Below are 18087 nucleotides of genomic sequence, written 5' to 3'. Positions count from 1 at the left end.
CTTACTGAGCCTGGAGGCCGGGGCGACGGCCCGGCAGACGCGGAACCTTGGTGCCGCGCTTCTCGATCGGCGCCGCGCAGGAATAGGCGAACTCGATCTTCAGCGCGTCGAAATCCGTCTCACCCGTAATCGTGCAATCCTCGCGGACGGTCTCGTCGAGGTAGGTGCGGGCGGCCGTGCGGAAGCGGCCGGTGCGGGACGCGGACGGGTCGGGATCGATGCTCAGGTCGTTCAGGTTGCAGCCGGTGACTTCGCGCAGGGCGTTCGAGACGATGAGCATCCGGCGCTGCTGCCGGTTGTCATAGATCTCGTAGGGCTCCTTGCAGCCGATGGTGACGACCTGCGACGGCAGGCCGACATACGTTTTGGAGATGTAGGAAAAGCTCGTCGCGGTGCAGCCGACGAGCGCCGCCGCCAGCACCGGGGCCGCCAGGACGAGGAGCGGAAACCGCCGCACGATCCGCCATCCCTCTCTCAACGAGGCCATCCCGACCCGCTCGGGCACCCGTGAGCGCATTGAACCGCGCCCCACTCTGCGGTCAAGCTGTCGGCGCCTTACGCCGCGCCGCCATCCCCGGCCTGTGTCCCCCTGGCCACCGCCGGAGGGTGCAGCATCGCGAGTACCACCCGCGCCGCCGCCCGACTCGGGGTGTCGCCGTCCGGCAGGATGGTGAGGTCGTCCATCCGGTCCAAGGCGGCGATCTGTGCCTCCCGCTCCGGCCCGCCGCGCAGCAACGGCAGCAGCGACGCCGAGAGGTTTTCCGGCGAGCAATCCGCCTGCACGAATTCCGGCATCGCGTTCCGGTTCAGGATCAGGTTCGGCAGCACAATGCTCGGGACCTGAATCAGCCGCCGGGCGATGAACTCCTCCGCCCGCGAGACCTTGTAGGCCACGACGCTCGGCACCCCGGCCAGCGCCAATTCGAGGGTCACGGTGCCCGAGGCCGCGAGCGCCGCCCGGCCGGAGCGGAACGCCGCGTACTTTTCGGTTTCGCCCGAGACGATCCGCACCGGCACGTCCCAGGCCCTCGCCAGTTCCTCGATCCGCGCCCGGTGGCGCGAGACCGCCGGCAGCACGGCTTCCACCGCGACCTCGCGCGCGACCCGCGCCAGGGTCGGCCCGAAGACCGGCATCAGCCGCTCGATCTCGGAGCGGCGGGAGCCCGGCAGCACCACGAGAGAGTAGGGGGCCCGCTCGCGCCGCGCCTGCGCCGCCCCATCGGGCTGCAACTCGCCGAGGCGCTCGATCAGCGGATGGCCGACATAGGTGCAGGCCGGGCCGCCGAGGCGCTGGTGCGCCTCCGGCTCGAACGGCAGCAGGGCGAGAACGTGGTCGATGAAGGGGCGCATGCCCTTCGCCCGCCAGGGGCGCCACGCCCAGACGCTCGGCGAGACGTAATCCACGATGGGGATGGAAGGCACCGCCTTGCGCACCCGCTTGGCGACCGCATGGGTGAAGCCGGGGCTGTCGATGATGACGAGCACGTCCGGGCGCGCGGCGACCACGTCGTCCGCCGTCTCGCGGATGCGCCGCAGCAGCGTCCGTGCGCGGGCCAGGACCGGCAGGTAGCCCATCACCGCCACGTCATCGAGGGGGAACAGCGAGGCGAAACCCGCCTCCGCCATGGCGTCCCCGCCGACGCCGCCGAAGGTCACTCCCGGCGCCGCCTCGCGCAGGGCGCGCATCAGCTTCGCGCCGAGCTGGTCGCCGGAATCCTCGCCCGCCACCAGCCAGATCCGGGGGGCGCTCATGCGTCGCCCCCGAAGCCGATGACGAACAGGCCGAGCCTGTCCGCCTCGGCCGCCGTCGCGGCCCGGTCGATGATGAGAGTTCCGCCGGCCTTCAGGGCGAGCCCGGTGCAGCCGGCCGCATGGGCGTTGCGGATCGTGCGGGGGCCGACGGCCGGCAGGTCGATGCGCAAATCCTGACCGCGCTTCGGCGCCTTCACCAGCACCGTCCCGGCATTGGGGCGCCCCCGGCCGAAAGGCTTGCGCCCCAAGGCGCGGGCGCGGGCGAGCATCTTGTCCGTGCCCTCCGGCCCTTCGACGGCGAGGACCCTATCCCCGGCCACCGCCACCGCCTGACCGACATCGAATTGCGCCAGCGCCGAGAGCACGGCCTGCCCGGTGCGGATCGAGGCCATCGCCTCGCTATCGGCCTTCACGAGGCCGAGCGGTCCTTCCGGGCAGAGCAGATCCGGCGCCGCCTCGTGCACGCCGAGCACGCGGTGCCCGTTCTCCTCCACCAGCGAGACGGCGGCACGCAACAGGCGGTCATCGCCGCCGCCCGCGATCTCGCGCAGGGCCTCGCGGTTGCGCCACGCTGCGCCGGCATTGAAGATCGCCGCCGCACTCGGCCGGGCGACGCTGCCCGCCGGCACCACCACCGCCGGGCCCCAGCTCTTGAGGTGGGCGAGCGTCGCGGCGAGGTCGAGGAGGTCCACCACCGCGTCCGCCCGCCCGCGCAGGGGGCGGCCGGTGAAGCCGCGCAGGGCAATCATGCGGAACGGCTTGCCCGCCCTGACCAGGGAATCGGCGACGAGTTCCGGCAGGCGGCCGGCGCCGGCGATCAGGACGAGGTTTTCCCCGCCGGGCGAAGCGGCCTGCTCCATGGCGAGGGTGTCAGGCGCCGCCCACCGGAATGGGGGCCTCGCGGGGCGTGCAGATGGAGCGCTTGCCGCCCGCGCGGATGAATTCGATGATCTCGCGCACCGCCGTGTGGGATTCGAAGGTCGTCGCCACGTCCTCCACCCGCTCCATCAGCGTGCCCTCCTGCGCGAAGAGCAGCCGGTAGGCCCGGCGCAAAGTGTGGATGTCCTCGCGGGCGAAGCCCCGCCGCTGCAGGCCGACGATGTTCAGCCCCGACAGATAGGCCCTGTTGCCGAGCACCATGCCGTAGGGGATGCAATCGTTCTCCAGCCCGGACAAGCCGCCGACGAAGGCGTGGGCGCCGACGCGGGCGAACTGGATCACCGCCGCGCCGCCGCCGAGGATCGCGTAATCGCCGACCCAGCAATGGCCGGCGAGCATCACGTTGTTCGAGAAGACCACGTTCGACCCGACATGGCAGTCGTGCCCGACATGGGAGTTCGCCAGGAAGGCGCAGCGGTCGCCGATCACGGTCTGCAACCCGCCGCCCGCCGTGCCGGGGTTCATGGTGACGCCCTCGCGGATCAGGCATTCCTCGCCGATCGTCAGCGTCGAGGGCTCGCCGCGATACTTCAGGTCCTGCGGCGGGTGGCCGATGGAGGCAAAGGGGAAGATCCGCGTCCGCGCGCCGACGCGGGTGCGTCCGGCCACCACGACGTGGCTCACCAACTCGCAGCCCTCGCCAAGCACCACATCCGGCCCGACATGACAGAACGGGCCGATCCGCACCCCGTCGCCGATCTCGGCGCCGGATTCGACCACGGCGCTCGGGTGGATCGCGGGGGCGCTCATCGGTTCACTCCGTCACCAGCATGGCGCCGATCTCGGCCTCGGCCACCAGCACGCCGTCCACCTTCGCCTCGCCGCGGAACCACCACATGGTGCGGCGGTGGTTGATCTTGCGCATCTCGAAGCGGATCTGGTCGCCCGGGATGACCGGCTTGCGGAACTTGCACTTGTCGATCGTCATGAAGAACACCTGCTTCGTGCGAAGCTCGTCCGTCATGATGTGGCGGCAGCAGATTGCGCCGGCCGTCTGCGCCATGCCCTCGATGATGAGCACGCCGGGGAAGACCGGCAGATTGGGGAAATGGCCCTGGAACTGCGGCTCGTTGGCCGTCACGTTCTTAATGCCGACGCAGGATTCGTCCCGGTCGATCTCCACGATGCGGTCGACCATCAGGAACGGGTAGCGGTGCGGCAGCAGTTCCAGCAACTTGTGGATGTCAGCCGTCCCGAGAACCTGATCCGCCTCGCTCATCGTGTTGTGCCGCCCTCGCTGGCCGCCGGCGCCGTGCCGGCGGCGGCCTCTCTTTTGCAGAAATGCATGGATGTGCAAGGGCGGGGCACCGTTTTAGGGCCCGCGCCCCTCAGGACTTCTCGCCCTCGGCGGCATCCTGGCCCGACCGTTCCGCGAGGCGGGCGAGGGTGGTCAGCTCCCGGAACCAGGCCCGAACGGGCTTGGCCGGCGTGCCGCCCCAGCGCGAGCCCGGGGGCACGTCGCGGTTGACGTTCGAGGAACCGGCGATCTGCGAGCCGCGCCCGATGCGCAGGTGCCCGACCACGCCGACCTGCCCGCCGAGCACCACGTAATCCTCCAGGGTCGTTGAGCCGGAGATGCCCACGCCCGAGACGATGACGCAGTGGCGCCCGATCACGACGTTGTGGGCGATCTGCACGAGGTTATCGATCTTCGTGCCCTCGCCGATCACCGTATCGCGGGAGGCGCCCCGGTCGATGGTGGTGTTGGCGCCGATCTCGACATCGTCCTGCACGATCACCCGGCCGACCTGCGGCACCTTCAGGTGCGTCGCGCCCATGGCGAAGCCGAACCCGTCCTGCCCGATCCGGGCGCCCGGATGGACGATGACCCGGTTGCCGACGAGGGCATGGCTCAGCGTGGTCCCCGCGCCGATGGCGCAATCCCGGCCGATCCGCACCCCCGGTCCGATCACCGCGTTCGGGCCGATCACCGTGCCCGACCCGATTTCGGCCCCCGGCCCGACCACGGCGCCGGGATCGACCGTCACGCCTTCCTCCAGCCGCGCCTCCGGATGGACATGGGCGCCGGAGGCGAGGCCCCGGCCGCCGAATTGCGGCCCCGGCCGCAGGGCGTCAGGATGCAGCCGCCCGAGCAGGGCGGCGTAGACCCGGTAGGGATCGCGGCAGACGATGGCGACCGTCTCCGCAGGAACGCGGGCGGCGAAGCGCGGCCCGACGAGGCAGAGGCCGGCGCGGGTCTGCGCGAGGGCCTCGCCGTAGCGGGCATTGTCCATGTAGGCGAGGTCGGAGGGTCCGGCGCTTTCCAGCGGGGCGGCCCCGGCGATGGTGCGGGCGGGGTCCACGCCCTCGGGGAGGGCGGTACCGGCCGCAGCGGCGATGTCGGCGTAGGCGATCGCGGCCGAGGGCGTGAAGAACTCTGTGTCGGACATCTCGAACCAAACCGCGCCGATGACGCCCATCGTCGGGCTCGGCGCGTCCGGCGAGGGGGGCTCCCGGAATCGAAACGTCCGAGGCGGGGGACGGTCGGCGAAGGGGAGCGTCAGGGCGCTCTATAAACGAGAAACTCCGGCCGGGGCATCCCCGGCCGGAGCATCGCTGCAGGGTCTTAGAAGCGCGAGCCGCCGGAGAAGCGGAACGCCTGGGTCTGGTCGCGGCCGATATGGCCGATCTTGCCGGTGCCCGGGATGATGACCTTCTCACCCTCGTCCTTGCTCAGGGCGTAGGCGTAGTCGAACCGGATCGGGCCGAGCGGCGAGTTCCAGAGGATGGACGCGCCGATCGAGGACCGGATGACGGCCTTGTCGCGGACGTTCACGCACTCCGGCTCGACGCCGATGGTGAAGGCGTTGAAGTTGCATCGACCGGCGGCGAAGCCGTTGATGAACTGATCGCCGTTCACGTCGAAGGTGCGCTGGCCGTGATAGCCGAACAGCGTTCCGGCATCGGCGAACACCGCGCCCTTCAGGCCCAGATCGCGCGGCACGCCGTAGAGCGGGAACTGGATTTCGACGGTGCCGCCGACATAGGTCGAGCCACCGATGGCGTTGGACCGGGCGTCGGCGATGCCGACGTCGCGGGGGCCGATGCCGTTCGGCGCGAAGCCGCGCACCAGCGACGGGCCGAGGAAGAACTGGTCGGTGACGCGCAGCGGCTTGCCGTCCAGCGCCTCGACGTGACCGCCCTGGAAGCGGACGAAGCCAACGACGTCCTCGTACAGTTCCTTGTAGTAACGGGCGTCGGCCGTCACGCGGAAGAACTTCGAGTCGCCGCCGATGCCGGCCACGTCCGGCTTCAACTCGGCGTAGATGCCGTTGCGCGGCGCGCCGATGACGTCGAGCGTCGAGTAGGCGAGGGTCAGACCGGCCAGCGAGGTGAGGGTGTTGCCCTGCGAGCCCTTGATGGCGATCGAGGCTTCACCGTCATACGCGCAGTTCGGGTAGATCGACTGGCCGCCGACGTCGCGTCCGTTCAGGATCGTGCCACCCGCGTAGGTCTGCGTGTAGCCCGGGATCGGGATCGAACAGTCGTTGTACGGCTTCTTGAGACTGTTCGGGACCTTCAGCTCGGTGTTGTACAGCGAGTAGCGAAGGGTAACGCCGAATTCCTCGGTGATCGGCAGGCCGATACGGAGCTGGCCGCCATAGACGGTCGTCTCGTAGCGCGAGTACCGGGTCAGGTCCGAGTACTTGTAGAAGGCATCGAAGCCGGCCGCGAGGCGGTAGCCGAGGAAGTACGGCTCGGTGAACGAGAAATCGACACCGCGCGAGTACTGGCCGCCGGTACCGGCGAGGCGCACGTACTGGCCACGGCCGAGGAAGTTCGACTCGGAGACCGAGACTTCGCCGATGATGCCGTCCTGGGTGGAGTAGCCGCCCGCCACCGAGAACGAACCCGTGGGCTGATCCTCGACATCGATGTTCACGACGACGCGGTCGGGGGAGGAGCCGGGCTCGTTCGAGAACCGGACCTTCTTGAAGAAGCCCAGGCCGTTCAGGCGGCGCTCGGCGCGGTCGGTGAGCACGCGGTTGTAGGCGTCGCCCTCGGCGAAATCGAGCTCGCGGCGGATGACGTAATCGCGGGTGCGGGTGTTGCCGCGGACGTTGATGCGCTCGACGTAGACGTGCGGGCCGTCCTCGACCACGAAGCCGAGGGAGACCTTCTGGGTCGCCGGATCGCGCTGGCCGGTCGGGCGGACCTGGGCGAACGGGTAGCCCGCCCGGTTCACGTCGCGGGTCAAGGTGTTCAGCGTCCGCTCGACGTCGTCGGCGTTGTAGGTGTCGCCGACATTGGTGGCGATGTCGCTGCGCAGGGCCTCGGTGTCGAGGCCGGGCAGGCGCGAATCCACCGCCACGGCGCCGACCGCGTATTGCTGGCCCTCGTTCAGGGTGATGGTGATGACGTAGCCGGACTGCTCACCCTCGACGTAGCGCGCATCGGCGTTCACCACCTGGAAGTCGGCATAGCCGTTCTTCAGGTAGTAGCGGCGCACCTGCTCGAGGTCCTGGCTGATCCGGTCCGGATCGTAGACGTCCGAGGTCTTGATGAACGACAGGAAGTTCATCTCCGACGAGCTCATCAGCCCGCGCAGCGTCCGCTCGGAATAGGCCTGGTTGCCCACGAAGTTGATCGACAGGATGCCGGTCTTATCGCCTTCGTCGATGTCGTAGATCACGTCGACGCGGCCGTTGGGCAGCGTGACCGTGCGGTAGGTGGCCTTGGCGAGACCACGGCCGAAGCGCTTGTAGACGTCACGGATGCGGGCGAGGTCGGCGTTGATCGTGGCCTCGCTGTAGGGGCCGCGCGACTTCGACTCGACCACGCTCTCCAGCGTCGCCTTCTCGACCTTCTTGTTGCCCTCGAAGACCACCCGGTTGATCAGGTTGTTCTCGCGCACGGTCACGACCGTGCGTCCGCCACCCTGGGACACCTTCACGTCCGAGAACATGCCGCTGGCGAGCAGGTTGCGCCGGGCTTCCTCTGCGGAGCCCGAAGCGGTGCCGGTGACGTAGGACCGAATGGTGTCGGAATCGACGCGCTGGTTGCCCTGCACGACAATCTGCTGAGCCTGGGCGGCTCCGCCCAGGACCATACCCGCCCCGGCGGAGATCAGGACGATGGTCTTCCGCATCGACTTACGCCGATGCTTGCCCGTCAACGACATCATGCAATCGCCCGTTTCTGATCTGGTCGCAGGCCTTGCCTGCGCGGGCGACCGTTGGTCGATCGTCCCATTCCCGTGGTCCAAGCGTGGCTTCGGTCCAAGCAAAGCTCTTAAAGGGATTCCCCCGCCAAGCAAACGTGGCCGTAGCGTTCAGGAGGGGATTTTGCCGCGTCGTGGCCTTCGCGCCACTTAACGCGGCGGTCACCGTGCGACGAAAGCGGCGATCATGCTGAACAAGGCGTAAATGCCTGTGGCAGCGCCACTTTCCGGTGGCACCGGCTCATGCGTTCAGCGGTTGTAAACCGTCCCGCAAGCTCGCTGGAGGAGAGAGTACGGCCAAGATTGTGGCGCTCGCTGGGCGCCGGGGCGGGGGCGGGCGGGTTTATTTTTGCACCCTATCCACCGCCCCCACTGGGGCGGATCAGGTGTTCCGCAGGGAGGCGCCGAGGTTGAGGATGTCGTTCCAGGCGGCGAACAGCATCAGCATCAGCACCAGGGCGAGGCCGATGCGGAAGCCGACCTCCTGCGCGCGCTCGCTGAGGGGACGGCCGCGCACCACCTCGAAGGCGTAGAACAGCAGGTGCCCGCCATCGAGCAGCGGCACGGGGAAGAGGTTCAGCAGCCCGATCGAGACGGAGAGCAGAGCGATGAGCCCGACCAGCCCGCCGACGCCGCCGGTCTTGGCGACCTCGCCCGAGACGCGGGCGATGCCGATGGGGCCGGAGAGCTGATCGGCGGATTCGCGGCCGGTGATCAGCTTACCGAGGTAGGAGAAGGTCCGCTCCACCACGAAGTAGGTTTCGCTCACCCCGAGCTTCAGCGAGTTGGCGATGTTGTACTGGACGAGCTTCGCCTCGCTGCCGTTGGGCGAGCGGATGCCGAGCCGGCCGATCCGGTGGCGGCCGAACGGCGTGCGCTCCTCGATAGTAGCCGGCGTGGCGTTGATGGTGAGGGTGCGGCCGTCCCGCTCGACGGTGAAGGCGAGGGGGGTGCCGGCCGAGCCCGTCACCGTCCGGTACATGGCGTTGAAGTCGCCGACCGCCTCGCCGTCGATCGCGGTGATGAGATCGCCCGGCTTGAAGCCGGCTTGGTCGGCGACGCTGCTCGCCTCAACGGAGGAGACGCGGGCCGGCAATTCGTAGCGCCCGCCGAGCCAGATCGCCCCGGCGAAGAGGGCGATGGCGAGGATGAAGTTCGCCACCGGCCCGGCGGCGACGATGGCCGCGCGCTTGGCGACAGGCTGGGTCGGGAAGCTGATCGCCCGCTCCTGCGGGGTCATCTGCGCGATGAGTTCGGGGGCCGGTACGCTGGCGCCGTTGGCGTCGCCGTGGAACTTCACATAGCCGCCGAGGGGGATGGCGCAGAGCTTCCAGCGGGTGCCGCGACGGTCGTTGAAGCCGAACAGTTCCGGGCCGAACCCGATGGAGAAGGCGTGGACGCCGACACCGCACCAGCGGCCGACGAGGAAGTGGCCCATCTCGTGCACGAACACGACGACCGTGAGCACGAACAGGAACGGGATGACGGCGCCGAAGAAGCTTCCGGCGGTGCCGCCCATAGCGTTGAGAAAATCCATGCGTCCCGTCCCGGCCGTCGGCGCGGGGCCGTCTTCCGTCGGTCCCGTGATCCGTCATTAGCAGATCGGTACTGGCGGAGGCTATTCAATCCTGCCGCATCCGCAGCGCCCCCCGCAATCCACCCCTCAATGGCCGCCGCCCCCGCCCGCGCTGGCCCTCGGCTTGCGGATCAGCGGCACCGCGCAGGCCATGGCGAGGAACAGCACGGTGAGGACGAGGAACACGTCCTCGAACGCCATCACCAGCCCCTGGATGCGCACCGTGTTGGTCATGGCCTTCAGCGCCATGGACGAGGCGGCGCTGCCGTAATCCGAAAAGCCCCGCTGCATGGCGTCGAGCCGCTCCAGGGCCGGGGCGTGGGACCACGTGAAGCGCTCGTGCAGCCGGGTGAGGTGCAGGTCCCAGCGGTCGTTGAGCAGGGTGTTGATGAGCGCGAGCCCCACCGCGCCACCGAGGTTGCGGGTGAGGTTGTAGAGCCCGGCGGCGTTCTTCATCCGCGCCGGGGGCAGGGTGCCGAGCGCGATGTTGTTGATCGGGATCATGCACAGCATCAGCGAGCAGCCGCGCAGCACCTGCGGCCAGAGCAGTTCCCAGAAGTCCCAATCCTTGGTCAGGCCGGTGACGATCCAAGTGCCCGCCGCGAAGCCGGCGAAGCCGATCGCCATGAGGATGCGCGGATCGACCTTGCCGGAGAACCGCCCGGCGATGGGCGCGGTGGCGAACATGCAGAGGCCGGAGACGAACATCGTCTCGCCGATCATCAGGGCCGAGTAGCCGCGCACCCGGGCGAGATAGACCGGGTAGAGGTAGGTCAGCCCGTAGAGGCCGATGCCCATGATGAAGCTCGCCACGCAGCCGCTGGCGAAGTTGCGGTCCGAGAAGGCGCGCAGGTCCACGATGGGCTGGCGGGCAGTGAAGGCCCGCCAGAAGAACAGCAGGCCGCTCGCGACGCAGATGATCGCGCAGGCGAAGACCGCCTCGTCCTGCAACCAGTCATGGTTCGGACCTTCCTCCAGCACGTATTCCATGCAGCCGAGGAAGGCGGCCATCGCGCCGAGGCCGAACCAGTCGAAATCGTCGAGGAGCGACAGGTTCGGCTTATCGAAATCCACGAGGATCGCGGTCGAGACCGTGACGAGGATGCCGGGCACGACGTTCACGAGGAACAGCCAGTGCCAGGACATGAGGTCGGTGAGATAGCCGCCGACCGTGGGGCCGATGGTCGGCGCCAGGGTCGCCACGAGGCCGATCATCGGCGAGACGATGGTCCGCTTCGAGGGCGGGAAGATCGTGAAGGCCGAGGCGAAGACGGTCGGGATCATCCCGCCGCCGATGAAGCCCTGGAGCGCCCGCCAGACGATCATCTCGCCGATGGTCGAGGAGGAGGCGCACATCAGGCTCATGGCGGTGAAGCCGCCCGCCGAGATGGCGAACATCCACCGGGTCGAGAGCACCCGCGAGAGGGTGCCCGAGAGCGGGATCGAGATGACCTCCGCGATGAGATAGCTGGTCTGGACCCAGGGGATCTCGTCGCCGGAGGCCGAGAGCCCGGCCTGGATCTCGTTGAGGGAGGCCGAGACGATCTGGATGTCCAGGATCGCCATGAACATCCCGAACACCATGCACAGGAAGGCGATCATCCGCCGCCGGTCGAGAGGCGGATCGGCCGGCACCGGGATAGCGGCCGGCGAGAGGGCGGCGGAGGCGGCCATGGCGGCGGGCTCTAGTGCGCCTCGGCGACCCGGGCGTTCGCCCGCCCGCCCGCCTCGCGGGTGTCCACCTTCACCACCGCCGAGAGGCCCGGCCGCAGGATGCCCTCGCGGGCGACGTCGAGGGGCACCTTCACCCGCACGGGCAGGCGCTGCACGATCTTGGTGAAGTTGCCCGTGGCGTTGTCAGGCGGCAGCAGGCTGAACACCGAGCCGGAGGCCGGCGAGAACGATTCCACCACACCCCGGATCGGCCGGTCGGGATAGGCATCGACGGTCACGATCACCGCCTGGCCGGGGCGCATCCGCTCGACCTGCGTCTCCTTGAAGTTCGCGTCGATGCGGACGCTCTGCAGCGGCACGAGGGCGGCCACGCGGGTGCCCGGCGCCACGTAGGCGCCCGCCTCCACCGCCTTGTTGCCGACGACGCCATCGAAGGGCGCGCGGATCACCGTGAAGTCGAGGTCGCGCTGGGCGCGGTCCACGGCGGTGCTCAGCTCGGCCGAGAGGTTCCGGGCCTCCTTCTGCTGCGCCCGCAGGACATCGACGTTGGCGCGGGCGGCGAGCAGCGCGGCTTCCGCGCCCTTCACTGCGGCTTCGGTGCGGTCGCGGTCCGCCTTGGTCTGGTCGATGCGTGACTTCGCGACGTAATCGGCCTGCATCTGCGTGGCGCGGCGATAGTCGGCATCGGCGCGCACGGCGTCGGCGCGGCTCGCCTCCACCTGCGCGGAAGCCTGCGCGACCTGCGCCTCGGCGGCATCCGCCTGCCGGCCGATCCGCTCGATGGTGCTCTGCTGGGTGGCGAGCTTGTCCCGCGCCGATTGCAAGGCGAGCCGGTAATCGCCGTCATCGAGCTTGGCGATGACATCGCCGCGCGCGACCGTCTGGCCGTTCACCACGGGCGCGGCTTCGAGATAGCCCGAGACCTTGGCGGCCAGCACCGAGATGTCGGCCTGCACATAGGCGTCGTCGGTCGAGATGAAGAACCGCCCGACGCTCCACCATTGCCAGCCCTCGTAGCCGCCCCCGCCGACGGCCGCCGCCAGCAGGCCGAGGAGCAGAAGCTTGCGGAGCGGACGCTTGCGCTTCACCGGCTCAGCCGGCGCCAGGGCCTGCGTGGGCACGGTGGCCACCGAACGGGAATCGGCGCGTGGCGGAGACGCTGCGCTCAGGCTCTCGTCGTCCGCGACCTCGGTCGGCCGCCCGGCATCCTCACGGAGGGACATCCGAATACACTCCAGTTTGACCGAACCGTTCGGTCAATGAGCGGAACGAGCGTTGACGCCGATCCCGAATTCCCTCAGCATATTTTGACCGAACCGTTCGGTCAATGAGCTTGGGGGCAAGACAGGTGGCGGGGACGAGTGCCGTCGAGCGCGACGGAGTCGAGACGGAGAAGCGGCGGCAGATCCTGGAAGGCGCGCGCCGGGTCTTTACGGCGTCGGGCTTCGACGGGGCGAGCATGGGCGAGATCGCCAAGGCCGCCGGCGTGTCGAAGGGGACGCTCTACGTCTATTTCGACAGCAAGGACGCGCTGTTCGAGGCGCTGACCATCGCGCAGAAGCGCGATCTTGCGGAGGCTTTGTTCTCGCTGGATGTCGAGGATCCCGACATGCGCGGCGTGCTCACGCGCCTCGGCCGGATCTATCTCGTGGAGATGAGCAAGCCCGAGCACGTCTCGCTGGTGCGCATGGTGATCGGCGCCTGCGAGAAGTTCCCGCATCTGGGGCGGGCGTTCTTCGAGGCGGGGCCGGCACTCGGGGTTGGGCGGCTCGCGGCCTATCTCGACGCGCAGGTCGTCGCGGGGCGCCTGAATAAGGCGGACACGACACTCGCCGCGAAGCACTTCCTGCACCTGTGTCAGGCGGGCCTGTTCACGCGGCTCCTGTTCTCGGCCGGAGGCATTGAGAACGAAGGCGAACTCCACCACCGGGTCGATGAGGCGGTGCGGATCTTCCTCGCTGGCTACGCGCCGTGAGGGCGCCGGGCCGGGCGGCCCGACGCCTCGTGCGGATCAGGCCGAGGCGGTCTGAGCCGAGATCCAGCGGGACAGGTCGCCCTTCGGGGCCGCGCCGACCTTCTGGTCGACCCGCTCACCGTTCTTGAACAAGAGCAGCGTCGGGATCGAGCGGATGCCGTACTGAGAGGCGATCCCCGGGTTCTCGTCGACGTTGACCTTGGCGATCTTCACCTTGCCCTGGAGATCGGTCGCGATCTCTTCGAGCGCCGGGCCGATCTGCCGACAGGGGCCACACCACTCGGCCCAGAAATCCACGACAACCGGCTCCGCGGACTTGAGAACGTCCTGCTCGAAGCTCGCGTCGGTAACCTTCACCGTCGCCATCGTACTACCTTTCGCAACGCCGCCGGCTGGGGATGCCGGACGGCCACGGACGGACACTCGCCCGCACGGTCGAGCCAGAATTGGCGACGGGCGTCCGGGTGGTCAAGGAGCGCGGCGCGGGACGCATGACGGCGGGGCACGCCATTCATGCCCGAACCGATTGCGTCCACGGTTTTCTCAGCCCGCGATCCCCACCCGCGCCAGCGCCGCCTCGACGGTGGCGTCGTCCAGTTCGCGGATGACCGGGCCGGAGGTCCAAACCAGCATCGGCAGGATGCGCTTGCCGGGATAGATCCGCGCGAGCAGCCGGGCGTAGAGGGCGATCTGGCTCGCCTCCATCTCGGGGAGGGGGGCGTCCTCGGCGGGCGGGCGGCCGGTCTTGAAGTCGGCGAGCGTCACCGTGTCATCGGTGACGGCGAGGCGGTCGAGGCGGCCCGTCACTGGGCGCTCCACCCCACCGACGCTCACGCGGCCGGACAGGCTCACCTCCGCGCGGGCGTCGTTCGTGAAGAGCGGTGCGAGGGCGGGATCCTCGATAAGGCGCATGACCGCCCCGAGGATGCCCCGCAGGGCCGGCTCGCCGAGGCCCGGCGCGCGCGATTGCAGATAGGCCAGCCCGGCCTTGCGCCGCGTCGCCGGTTCCACGCGCGGCAGGTGCTGCAACAGGGCGTGGACGAGGAGGCCCCGGCGGCGGGCATTGGCATCGGCGAGGCGTGGCGGGGGCAGGCGCGCCCCGTCGGCGGCATCGAGCATGCCGGAAGGATGCAGCGGCGCTTCCGCCACAGTTTCCGTCTCGACGCGGCGGCGCAGCCACGCCGGAGCCTCGGGCCGGTCCTCGCGGGTGCGGGACGCAGGCGCCTCGCCCCTGGCCGTTGTGCCCTCGCGCCAGAGCGTCGCCGGGCCGTAGGACAGTTCGACGGTCTCGCCCTCGCCGAGGGCGGCTTCCATCCCGGCGCGGATCATCCGGCACCATGCGGCGTCCGTCTCGCGGATCTTGCCCCGGAAGGGGGCGACGATCAGCCGGTCGGCGGCGCGGGTCATGGCGACGTAGAGCAAGCGGTTGTGCTCCTGTCGCGACCGCGCGGAGAGGGCGGCGCGGACCTGTTCCGTCGCCGCGCAATCCTGCGACTTGCCCGCCCAGACCGGCGGCAGCACCGCGTCGCGCCCGAGCATCGGCAGTAGCGGCGGGTCCTTCCCAGCGAAGGCCTCGCAGCCGTCGAGAATGACCACGACCGGCGCTTCCAGCCCCTTGGAGCCGTGCACGGTCATCACGCGCACCTCGTCGCGGCCCGATTCGAGGTCGCGCTTCACGGTGTGCCCGGCCTCGGCGCCGACATAGCGCGCCAGGAACCCGCCGAGCGATGGCGCCTCGTCGCTGCCCTCGGACTGCGCTGCCGCCGCCAGGAACACGTCGATGGCGTCGCCCGCCTCGCCGCCGAGCCGCGCCACGAGCTTCGCCCGTCCCTCCATCGGGCCGAGCAGCCGCGCGTAGAAGCCGAACGGCCCCAGCGCGCCGGCGAGGCCGATCCAGGTGTTCAGGGCGTCCCGCGCGGCGATCGCGGCGGCGTCGCCCGCCTCGGCGTGGCGGGCGAGGGCGTCCTGCAATGTCTCCGCTTCGTCCCGCTCGGAGGCGAGGCGCACCAGATCCTCGTCGGACAGCCCCACGAGGGGCGTCTTGAGGGCGGTCGCCAGGGTCAGGTCGTCGGCGGGCAGCAGCCCGGCGCGGCCGATGGCGACGAGATCCATCACCGCGATATGGGCCGAGACCTCCAGCCGGTCCTGCCCAGCCACGGGGACGCCGAGGCCCTTGAGGGCGCGGATCACCTCCTCGAAGGCGGGGCCGCGCTTGCGCACGAGGATCAGGATGTCCCCCGGCCGCCAGATCCGACCGGTGGCGTCGCCGTCGCGGGTCCAGGCCTGCACGGCCAAGGCCACCCGCCGCGCGACCCGCAGCGCCGGGGCGCCGGGATCGGGCGTATCGACCGGGGCGGTCCAGGCGCTCACCTCGTCGGTGGCCTCGGGCTCGGCGATGTCCCACATCTCCACGGAGCCCGCCGCCTGGGGGCGGGCGCTCGCATGGACGGGTTTGCGGATGTCCTCCTCGGACAGGCCGTCATTGTGCGCGTCGATGGCGAAGACCGCATCGACCGCCTTCAGCACCATTGTCGTGGAGCGGAAGGAGAGGGTGAGGGGCACGTCCGCGAAGACGATGTTCGCCGCGCGCGATTCGGTGATCCAGGCCTTGCGCGTCACCGCGAATTCGCGCGGGTCGGCGCCCTGGAAGCCGTAGATCGACTGCTTCGGGTCGCCCACCGCGAAGCGGGTGCGGTGGCCCTCCCGCGCGCCGGCCCCGGCGGCGAATTCCTGGGTCAGGGTGCGCAGGATCGCCCATTGCTCGGGGTTCGTATCCTGCGCCTCGTCCACGAGGACGTGGTCGATGCCCTTGTCGAGCTTGTAGAGTACCCAGCCCGCGCCGACCCGCGACAACAGATCGAGGGCGCGGCGGATCAGGTCGTCGAAGTCGAGGGCGCCAAGGCGGGCCTTCTGCCCCTCCACTCGGCGATGAATCTCGGCGGCGAGGATGAACAGCGCCTCCGTCCGCGCATGGGCGCGGGCGGCGCGTAAGCGGTCGAAGAGGGGGACGAGGCGGTCCCGCTCCTCGATCAGCGCGAGCTTCACCGGTTCGGGGACGGATTTGGTGCCGAGGCTCTTGTCGGCCTTCGGCTCGTCCTTCTGTGTGAAGAAGATCGCCTTGTAGAGCTCGACCGCCTCGCCCCGGTCAGGGCGGTTCAGCGCGGCGTGGGCCTCCATAACCGTTTCGGCCAGGGTGGCGTCGCTGGCCTTGCCGGTCTGGAGGGCGGCGGCGATGGCGGTGAGGTCGTCGAGCCCGTCATCGAGGATCGCGGCCTCGATCCGCTCCGCGCTCTCCCCGGCGGCGAGGCCGAGTTCGCTGCGCAGGCGGGTGAAGGCGCCGTCGAGCCCGTTGCGGCTCGCCATCAGCGCATGGGCGCGTACCGCCGCGCGTACCGCATCGTGCAGGGCCTCCCCTGTCGCCTCGGCGGTGACGCGGGCCAGCGCCGCGCCCAACGGACTCTCGCCGGCCTGGGTCGCGTCGGCGAGCACGTTCGCCGTCTCCAGGGCGAACATTTCCTGCGCCTGCGTCTCGTCCAGCACCACGAAGCGGGCCGGCACGTTCGCCTCGAACGGGAACATGTGCAGCAGCCGCTCGCAGAGAGCGTGCAGGGTCTCGATCTTCAGGCCGCCCGGCGTCTCCACGGCGCGGGCGAAAAGGCGCCGCGCCATGCGCAGGCGCTCGGCCGAGGGCCGTTCGCCGGTCAGTTCGATGAGTTCGTCCGCGAGGGCGGCATCTTCCAGCGTGACCCAGCGGCCGAGGCGCTGGAACACGCGGATCGCCATGTTGGCGGCGGCGGCTTTCGTAAAGGTGAGGCAGAGGATGCGGCCGGGGGGCGACCCGTCGAGGAGCAGCCGCACGACCCTATCGGTTAGTACCTTGGTCTTGCCCGCGCCGGCATTGGCCGAGACCCAGGCCGAGGCGCGCGGATCGGCCGCCCGGCGCTGGTTCTCGCGGGTCAGCGGATCGACGACGATCGTCCGGGCAGTGTCTGGCAGGGTCCGTCCCGCTGGGGAATCCAAGGTGTCCGTCCGCGCGATCGTCGTGAGACCCGACTTGTACACGAGGTGTTCGCCTCGCGCGCCATCTCCGTGACGCACCGGGATTGCGGAGGCGCCTGCGCCGCCTCATGGATGAGCGAAGGCGTTTGCCTGCGAAACCACCCGATCCGCCGGTGACGATGACCAATTCCAACGAGGCCCGTCCGCCGATCCGCTTCCGCGGCCGTTCCTTCATGGCGACCGTGCTGGCGCCCGTGCCGCCGGTCTCGGACTGGTTCGCCGACCTCGACGCCCTCTGTCGGCGGGCCCCTGCCTTCTTCGCCGGACGCCCGACCATCCTCGATCTCACCGGCCTGTCGCTGACGCGGGAGGATCTCGACGGGCTCGTGGCGGACCTCACCGCGCGCAACATCCCCGTTCACGGTATCGAGGGCGCGCCGCCCGGCATGCTCGGCCCCGGCCTGCCGCCCTCGCTCTCGGGTGGCCGGCCCTCGGGGGAGGTGGAGACGCCCGACGCCCCCGCGCCGGAGCCCGCCGCCCGCGTGATGCCGGCCCGGTCGCTGATCCTCGACAGCCCCGTCCGCTCCGGCCAGACGATCCTGCACCTCGACGGCGACGTCACCGTGCTCGGCGCGGTCGCCTCCGGCTCGGAGGTGATCGCCGGGGGCTCGATCCACGTCTACGGCGCCCTGCGCGGCCGGGCGGTGGCGGGCGCCTCGGGCAACCCCACCGCGCGGATCTGGTGCCGCCGCTTCGAGCCGGAGCTTGTGGCCATCGACGGCCTGTACAAGGCCGCCGACGATCTCGACCCCGCCTTCCGCAACCAGCCGGTGGAGGTGCGGCTGGTCGAGGATTCGCTAAGGCTGTCGCTGTTCGATCAGACGCGCTAGATGTTTGATCCCGGGGTTTGATGGTGCACTCTTCACGTCGGAGTGGAGGGACGCGCTATGGGCCAGGTTCTTCACGGCAGCGCCACGACGACGGAGGCGATCCGTCGAGCGATCCAGCATA

At 69.9% G+C, this 18087-nt stretch carries 14 protein-coding genes; 2 read left to right on the top strand and 12 right to left on the bottom strand.

All coding sequences use genetic code 11. From position 1 onward, the window contains the following. Position 1: 1 nt before the first annotated feature. The 10 genes from AAHF99_RS24265 to AAHF99_RS24220 all read right to left on the bottom strand — a co-directional run bounded on the left by AAHF99_RS24265 (position 2) and on the right by AAHF99_RS24220 (position 12325). Positions 2-487 carry a hypothetical protein gene (locus tag AAHF99_RS24265; protein WP_342166935.1) on the bottom strand — a complete coding sequence of 162 codons (486 nt, stop codon included), beginning with the start codon at positions 485-487 and terminating at the stop codon, positions 2-4. Between the two features lie 68 nt (positions 488-555). Beyond that, entirely contained in the window at positions 556-1752 is a 1197-nt protein-coding gene (gene lpxB, locus AAHF99_RS24260) for a lipid-A-disaccharide synthase (RefSeq protein ID WP_342166934.1), read from the bottom strand. Next, positions 1749-2612, bottom strand: a complete 864-nt coding sequence (locus tag AAHF99_RS24255; protein WP_342166933.1) for an LpxI family protein — start codon at positions 2610-2612, stop codon at positions 1749-1751. The genes lpxB and AAHF99_RS24255 overlap by 4 nt, the downstream gene beginning before the upstream one ends. A gap of 10 nt (positions 2613-2622) precedes the next feature. Next, positions 2623-3441 carry an acyl-ACP--UDP-N-acetylglucosamine O-acyltransferase gene (gene lpxA / locus AAHF99_RS24250; RefSeq protein WP_342166932.1) on the bottom strand — a complete coding sequence of 273 codons (819 nt, stop codon included), beginning with the start codon at positions 3439-3441 and terminating at the stop codon, positions 2623-2625. A gap of 4 nt (positions 3442-3445) precedes the next feature. Beyond that, complete coding sequence (fabZ, locus tag AAHF99_RS24245) at positions 3446-3910, bottom strand: 3-hydroxyacyl-ACP dehydratase FabZ (protein WP_243952038.1); 465 nt, start codon at positions 3908-3910, stop codon at positions 3446-3448. 109 nt (positions 3911-4019) lie between these two features. Next, the gene (gene lpxD / locus AAHF99_RS24240; RefSeq protein WP_342166973.1) at positions 4020-5081 is read right to left on the bottom strand and encodes a UDP-3-O-(3-hydroxymyristoyl)glucosamine N-acyltransferase; all 1062 of its coding nucleotides are present in this window, start codon (positions 5079-5081) and stop codon (positions 4020-4022) included. 176 nt (positions 5082-5257) lie between these two features. Then, complete coding sequence (gene bamA, locus AAHF99_RS24235) at positions 5258-7816, bottom strand: outer membrane protein assembly factor BamA (protein ID WP_342166931.1); 2559 nt, start codon at positions 7814-7816, stop codon at positions 5258-5260. Between the two features lie 418 nt (positions 7817-8234). Then, positions 8235-9389 (bottom strand): RIP metalloprotease RseP, encoded by a 1155-nt coding sequence (gene rseP / locus AAHF99_RS24230; protein ID WP_342166930.1) that lies wholly within the window; start codon positions 9387-9389, stop codon positions 8235-8237. Positions 9390-9515: 126 nt separating this feature from the next. Further along, positions 9516-11102, bottom strand: coding sequence for a DHA2 family efflux MFS transporter permease subunit (locus AAHF99_RS24225; RefSeq protein ID WP_342166929.1), 1587 nt, complete (start codon positions 11100-11102; stop codon positions 9516-9518). 11 nt (positions 11103-11113) lie between these two features. Then, positions 11114-12325, bottom strand: coding sequence for an HlyD family secretion protein (locus AAHF99_RS24220; RefSeq protein ID WP_342166928.1), 1212 nt, complete (start codon positions 12323-12325; stop codon positions 11114-11116). A 104-nt stretch (positions 12326-12429) separates the two neighbouring features. Here AAHF99_RS24220 and AAHF99_RS24215 point away from each other — a divergent pair, with 104 nt between their 5' ends. Continuing rightward, a complete protein-coding gene (locus AAHF99_RS24215) occupies positions 12430-13077 on the top strand; it encodes a TetR/AcrR family transcriptional regulator (RefSeq protein WP_412759943.1) in 648 nt (215 codons plus the stop codon). A 36-nt stretch (positions 13078-13113) separates the two neighbouring features. On the opposite strand, the gene trxA is transcribed toward AAHF99_RS24215, so the two are convergent. Then, the gene (trxA, locus tag AAHF99_RS24210; protein ID WP_243952045.1) at positions 13114-13443 is read right to left on the bottom strand and encodes a thioredoxin; all 330 of its coding nucleotides are present in this window, start codon (positions 13441-13443) and stop codon (positions 13114-13116) included. Between the two features lie 177 nt (positions 13444-13620). After that, positions 13621-17097, bottom strand: a complete 3477-nt coding sequence (gene addA / locus AAHF99_RS24205; RefSeq protein WP_342166926.1) for a double-strand break repair helicase AddA — start codon at positions 17095-17097, stop codon at positions 13621-13623. Positions 17098-17255: 158 nt separating this feature from the next. Between addA and minC the strand changes: the two genes are divergently transcribed. Then, positions 17256-17966: a septum site-determining protein MinC gene (gene minC / locus AAHF99_RS24200; RefSeq protein WP_342166925.1), complete on the top strand. Its 711-nt coding sequence runs from the start codon at positions 17256-17258 to the stop codon at positions 17964-17966. Positions 17967-18087: the final 121 nt, after the last annotated feature.

The organism is Methylobacterium litchii, assembly GCF_038442315.1.
GTDB classification, from domain to species: Bacteria; Pseudomonadota; Alphaproteobacteria; order Rhizobiales; family Beijerinckiaceae; genus Methylobacterium; species Methylobacterium litchii.
This window is presented reverse-complemented; position numbering and strand designations above follow the sequence as displayed.

What these genes read in the sequence shown, in the direction of transcription:
- AAHF99_RS24265 (WP_342166935.1), bottom strand. Translation starts at nt 487, where the DNA reads ATGGCCTCGTTGAGAGAGGGATGGCGGATCGTGCGGCGGTTTCCGCTC.
- lpxB (WP_342166934.1), bottom strand. Translation starts at nt 1,752, where the DNA reads ATGAGCGCCCCCCGGATCTGGCTGGTGGCGGGCGAGGATTCCGGCGAC.
- AAHF99_RS24255 (WP_342166933.1), bottom strand. Translation starts at nt 2,612, where the DNA reads ATGGAGCAGGCCGCTTCGCCCGGCGGGGAAAACCTCGTCCTGATCGCC.
- lpxA (WP_342166932.1), bottom strand. Translation starts at nt 3,441, where the DNA reads ATGAGCGCCCCCGCGATCCACCCGAGCGCCGTGGTCGAATCCGGCGCC.
- fabZ (WP_243952038.1), bottom strand. Translation starts at nt 3,910, where the DNA reads ATGAGCGAGGCGGATCAGGTTCTCGGGACGGCTGACATCCACAAGTTG.
- lpxD (WP_342166973.1), bottom strand. Translation starts at nt 5,081, where the DNA reads ATGTCCGACACAGAGTTCTTCACGCCCTCGGCCGCGATCGCCTACGCC.
- bamA (WP_342166931.1), bottom strand. Translation starts at nt 7,816, where the DNA reads ATGATGTCGTTGACGGGCAAGCATCGGCGTAAGTCGATGCGGAAGACC.
- rseP (WP_342166930.1), bottom strand. Translation starts at nt 9,389, where the DNA reads ATGGATTTTCTCAACGCTATGGGCGGCACCGCCGGAAGCTTCTTCGGC.
- AAHF99_RS24225 (WP_342166929.1), bottom strand. Translation starts at nt 11,102, where the DNA reads ATGGCCGCCTCCGCCGCCCTCTCGCCGGCCGCTATCCCGGTGCCGGCC.
- AAHF99_RS24220 (WP_342166928.1), bottom strand. Translation starts at nt 12,325, where the DNA reads ATGTCCCTCCGTGAGGATGCCGGGCGGCCGACCGAGGTCGCGGACGAC.
- AAHF99_RS24215 (WP_412759943.1), top strand. Translation starts at nt 12,430, where the DNA reads ATGAGCTTGGGGGCAAGACAGGTGGCGGGGACGAGTGCCGTCGAGCGC.
- trxA (WP_243952045.1), bottom strand. Translation starts at nt 13,443, where the DNA reads ATGGCGACGGTGAAGGTTACCGACGCGAGCTTCGAGCAGGACGTTCTC.
- minC (WP_342166925.1), top strand. Translation starts at nt 17,256, where the DNA reads ATGACCAATTCCAACGAGGCCCGTCCGCCGATCCGCTTCCGCGGCCGT.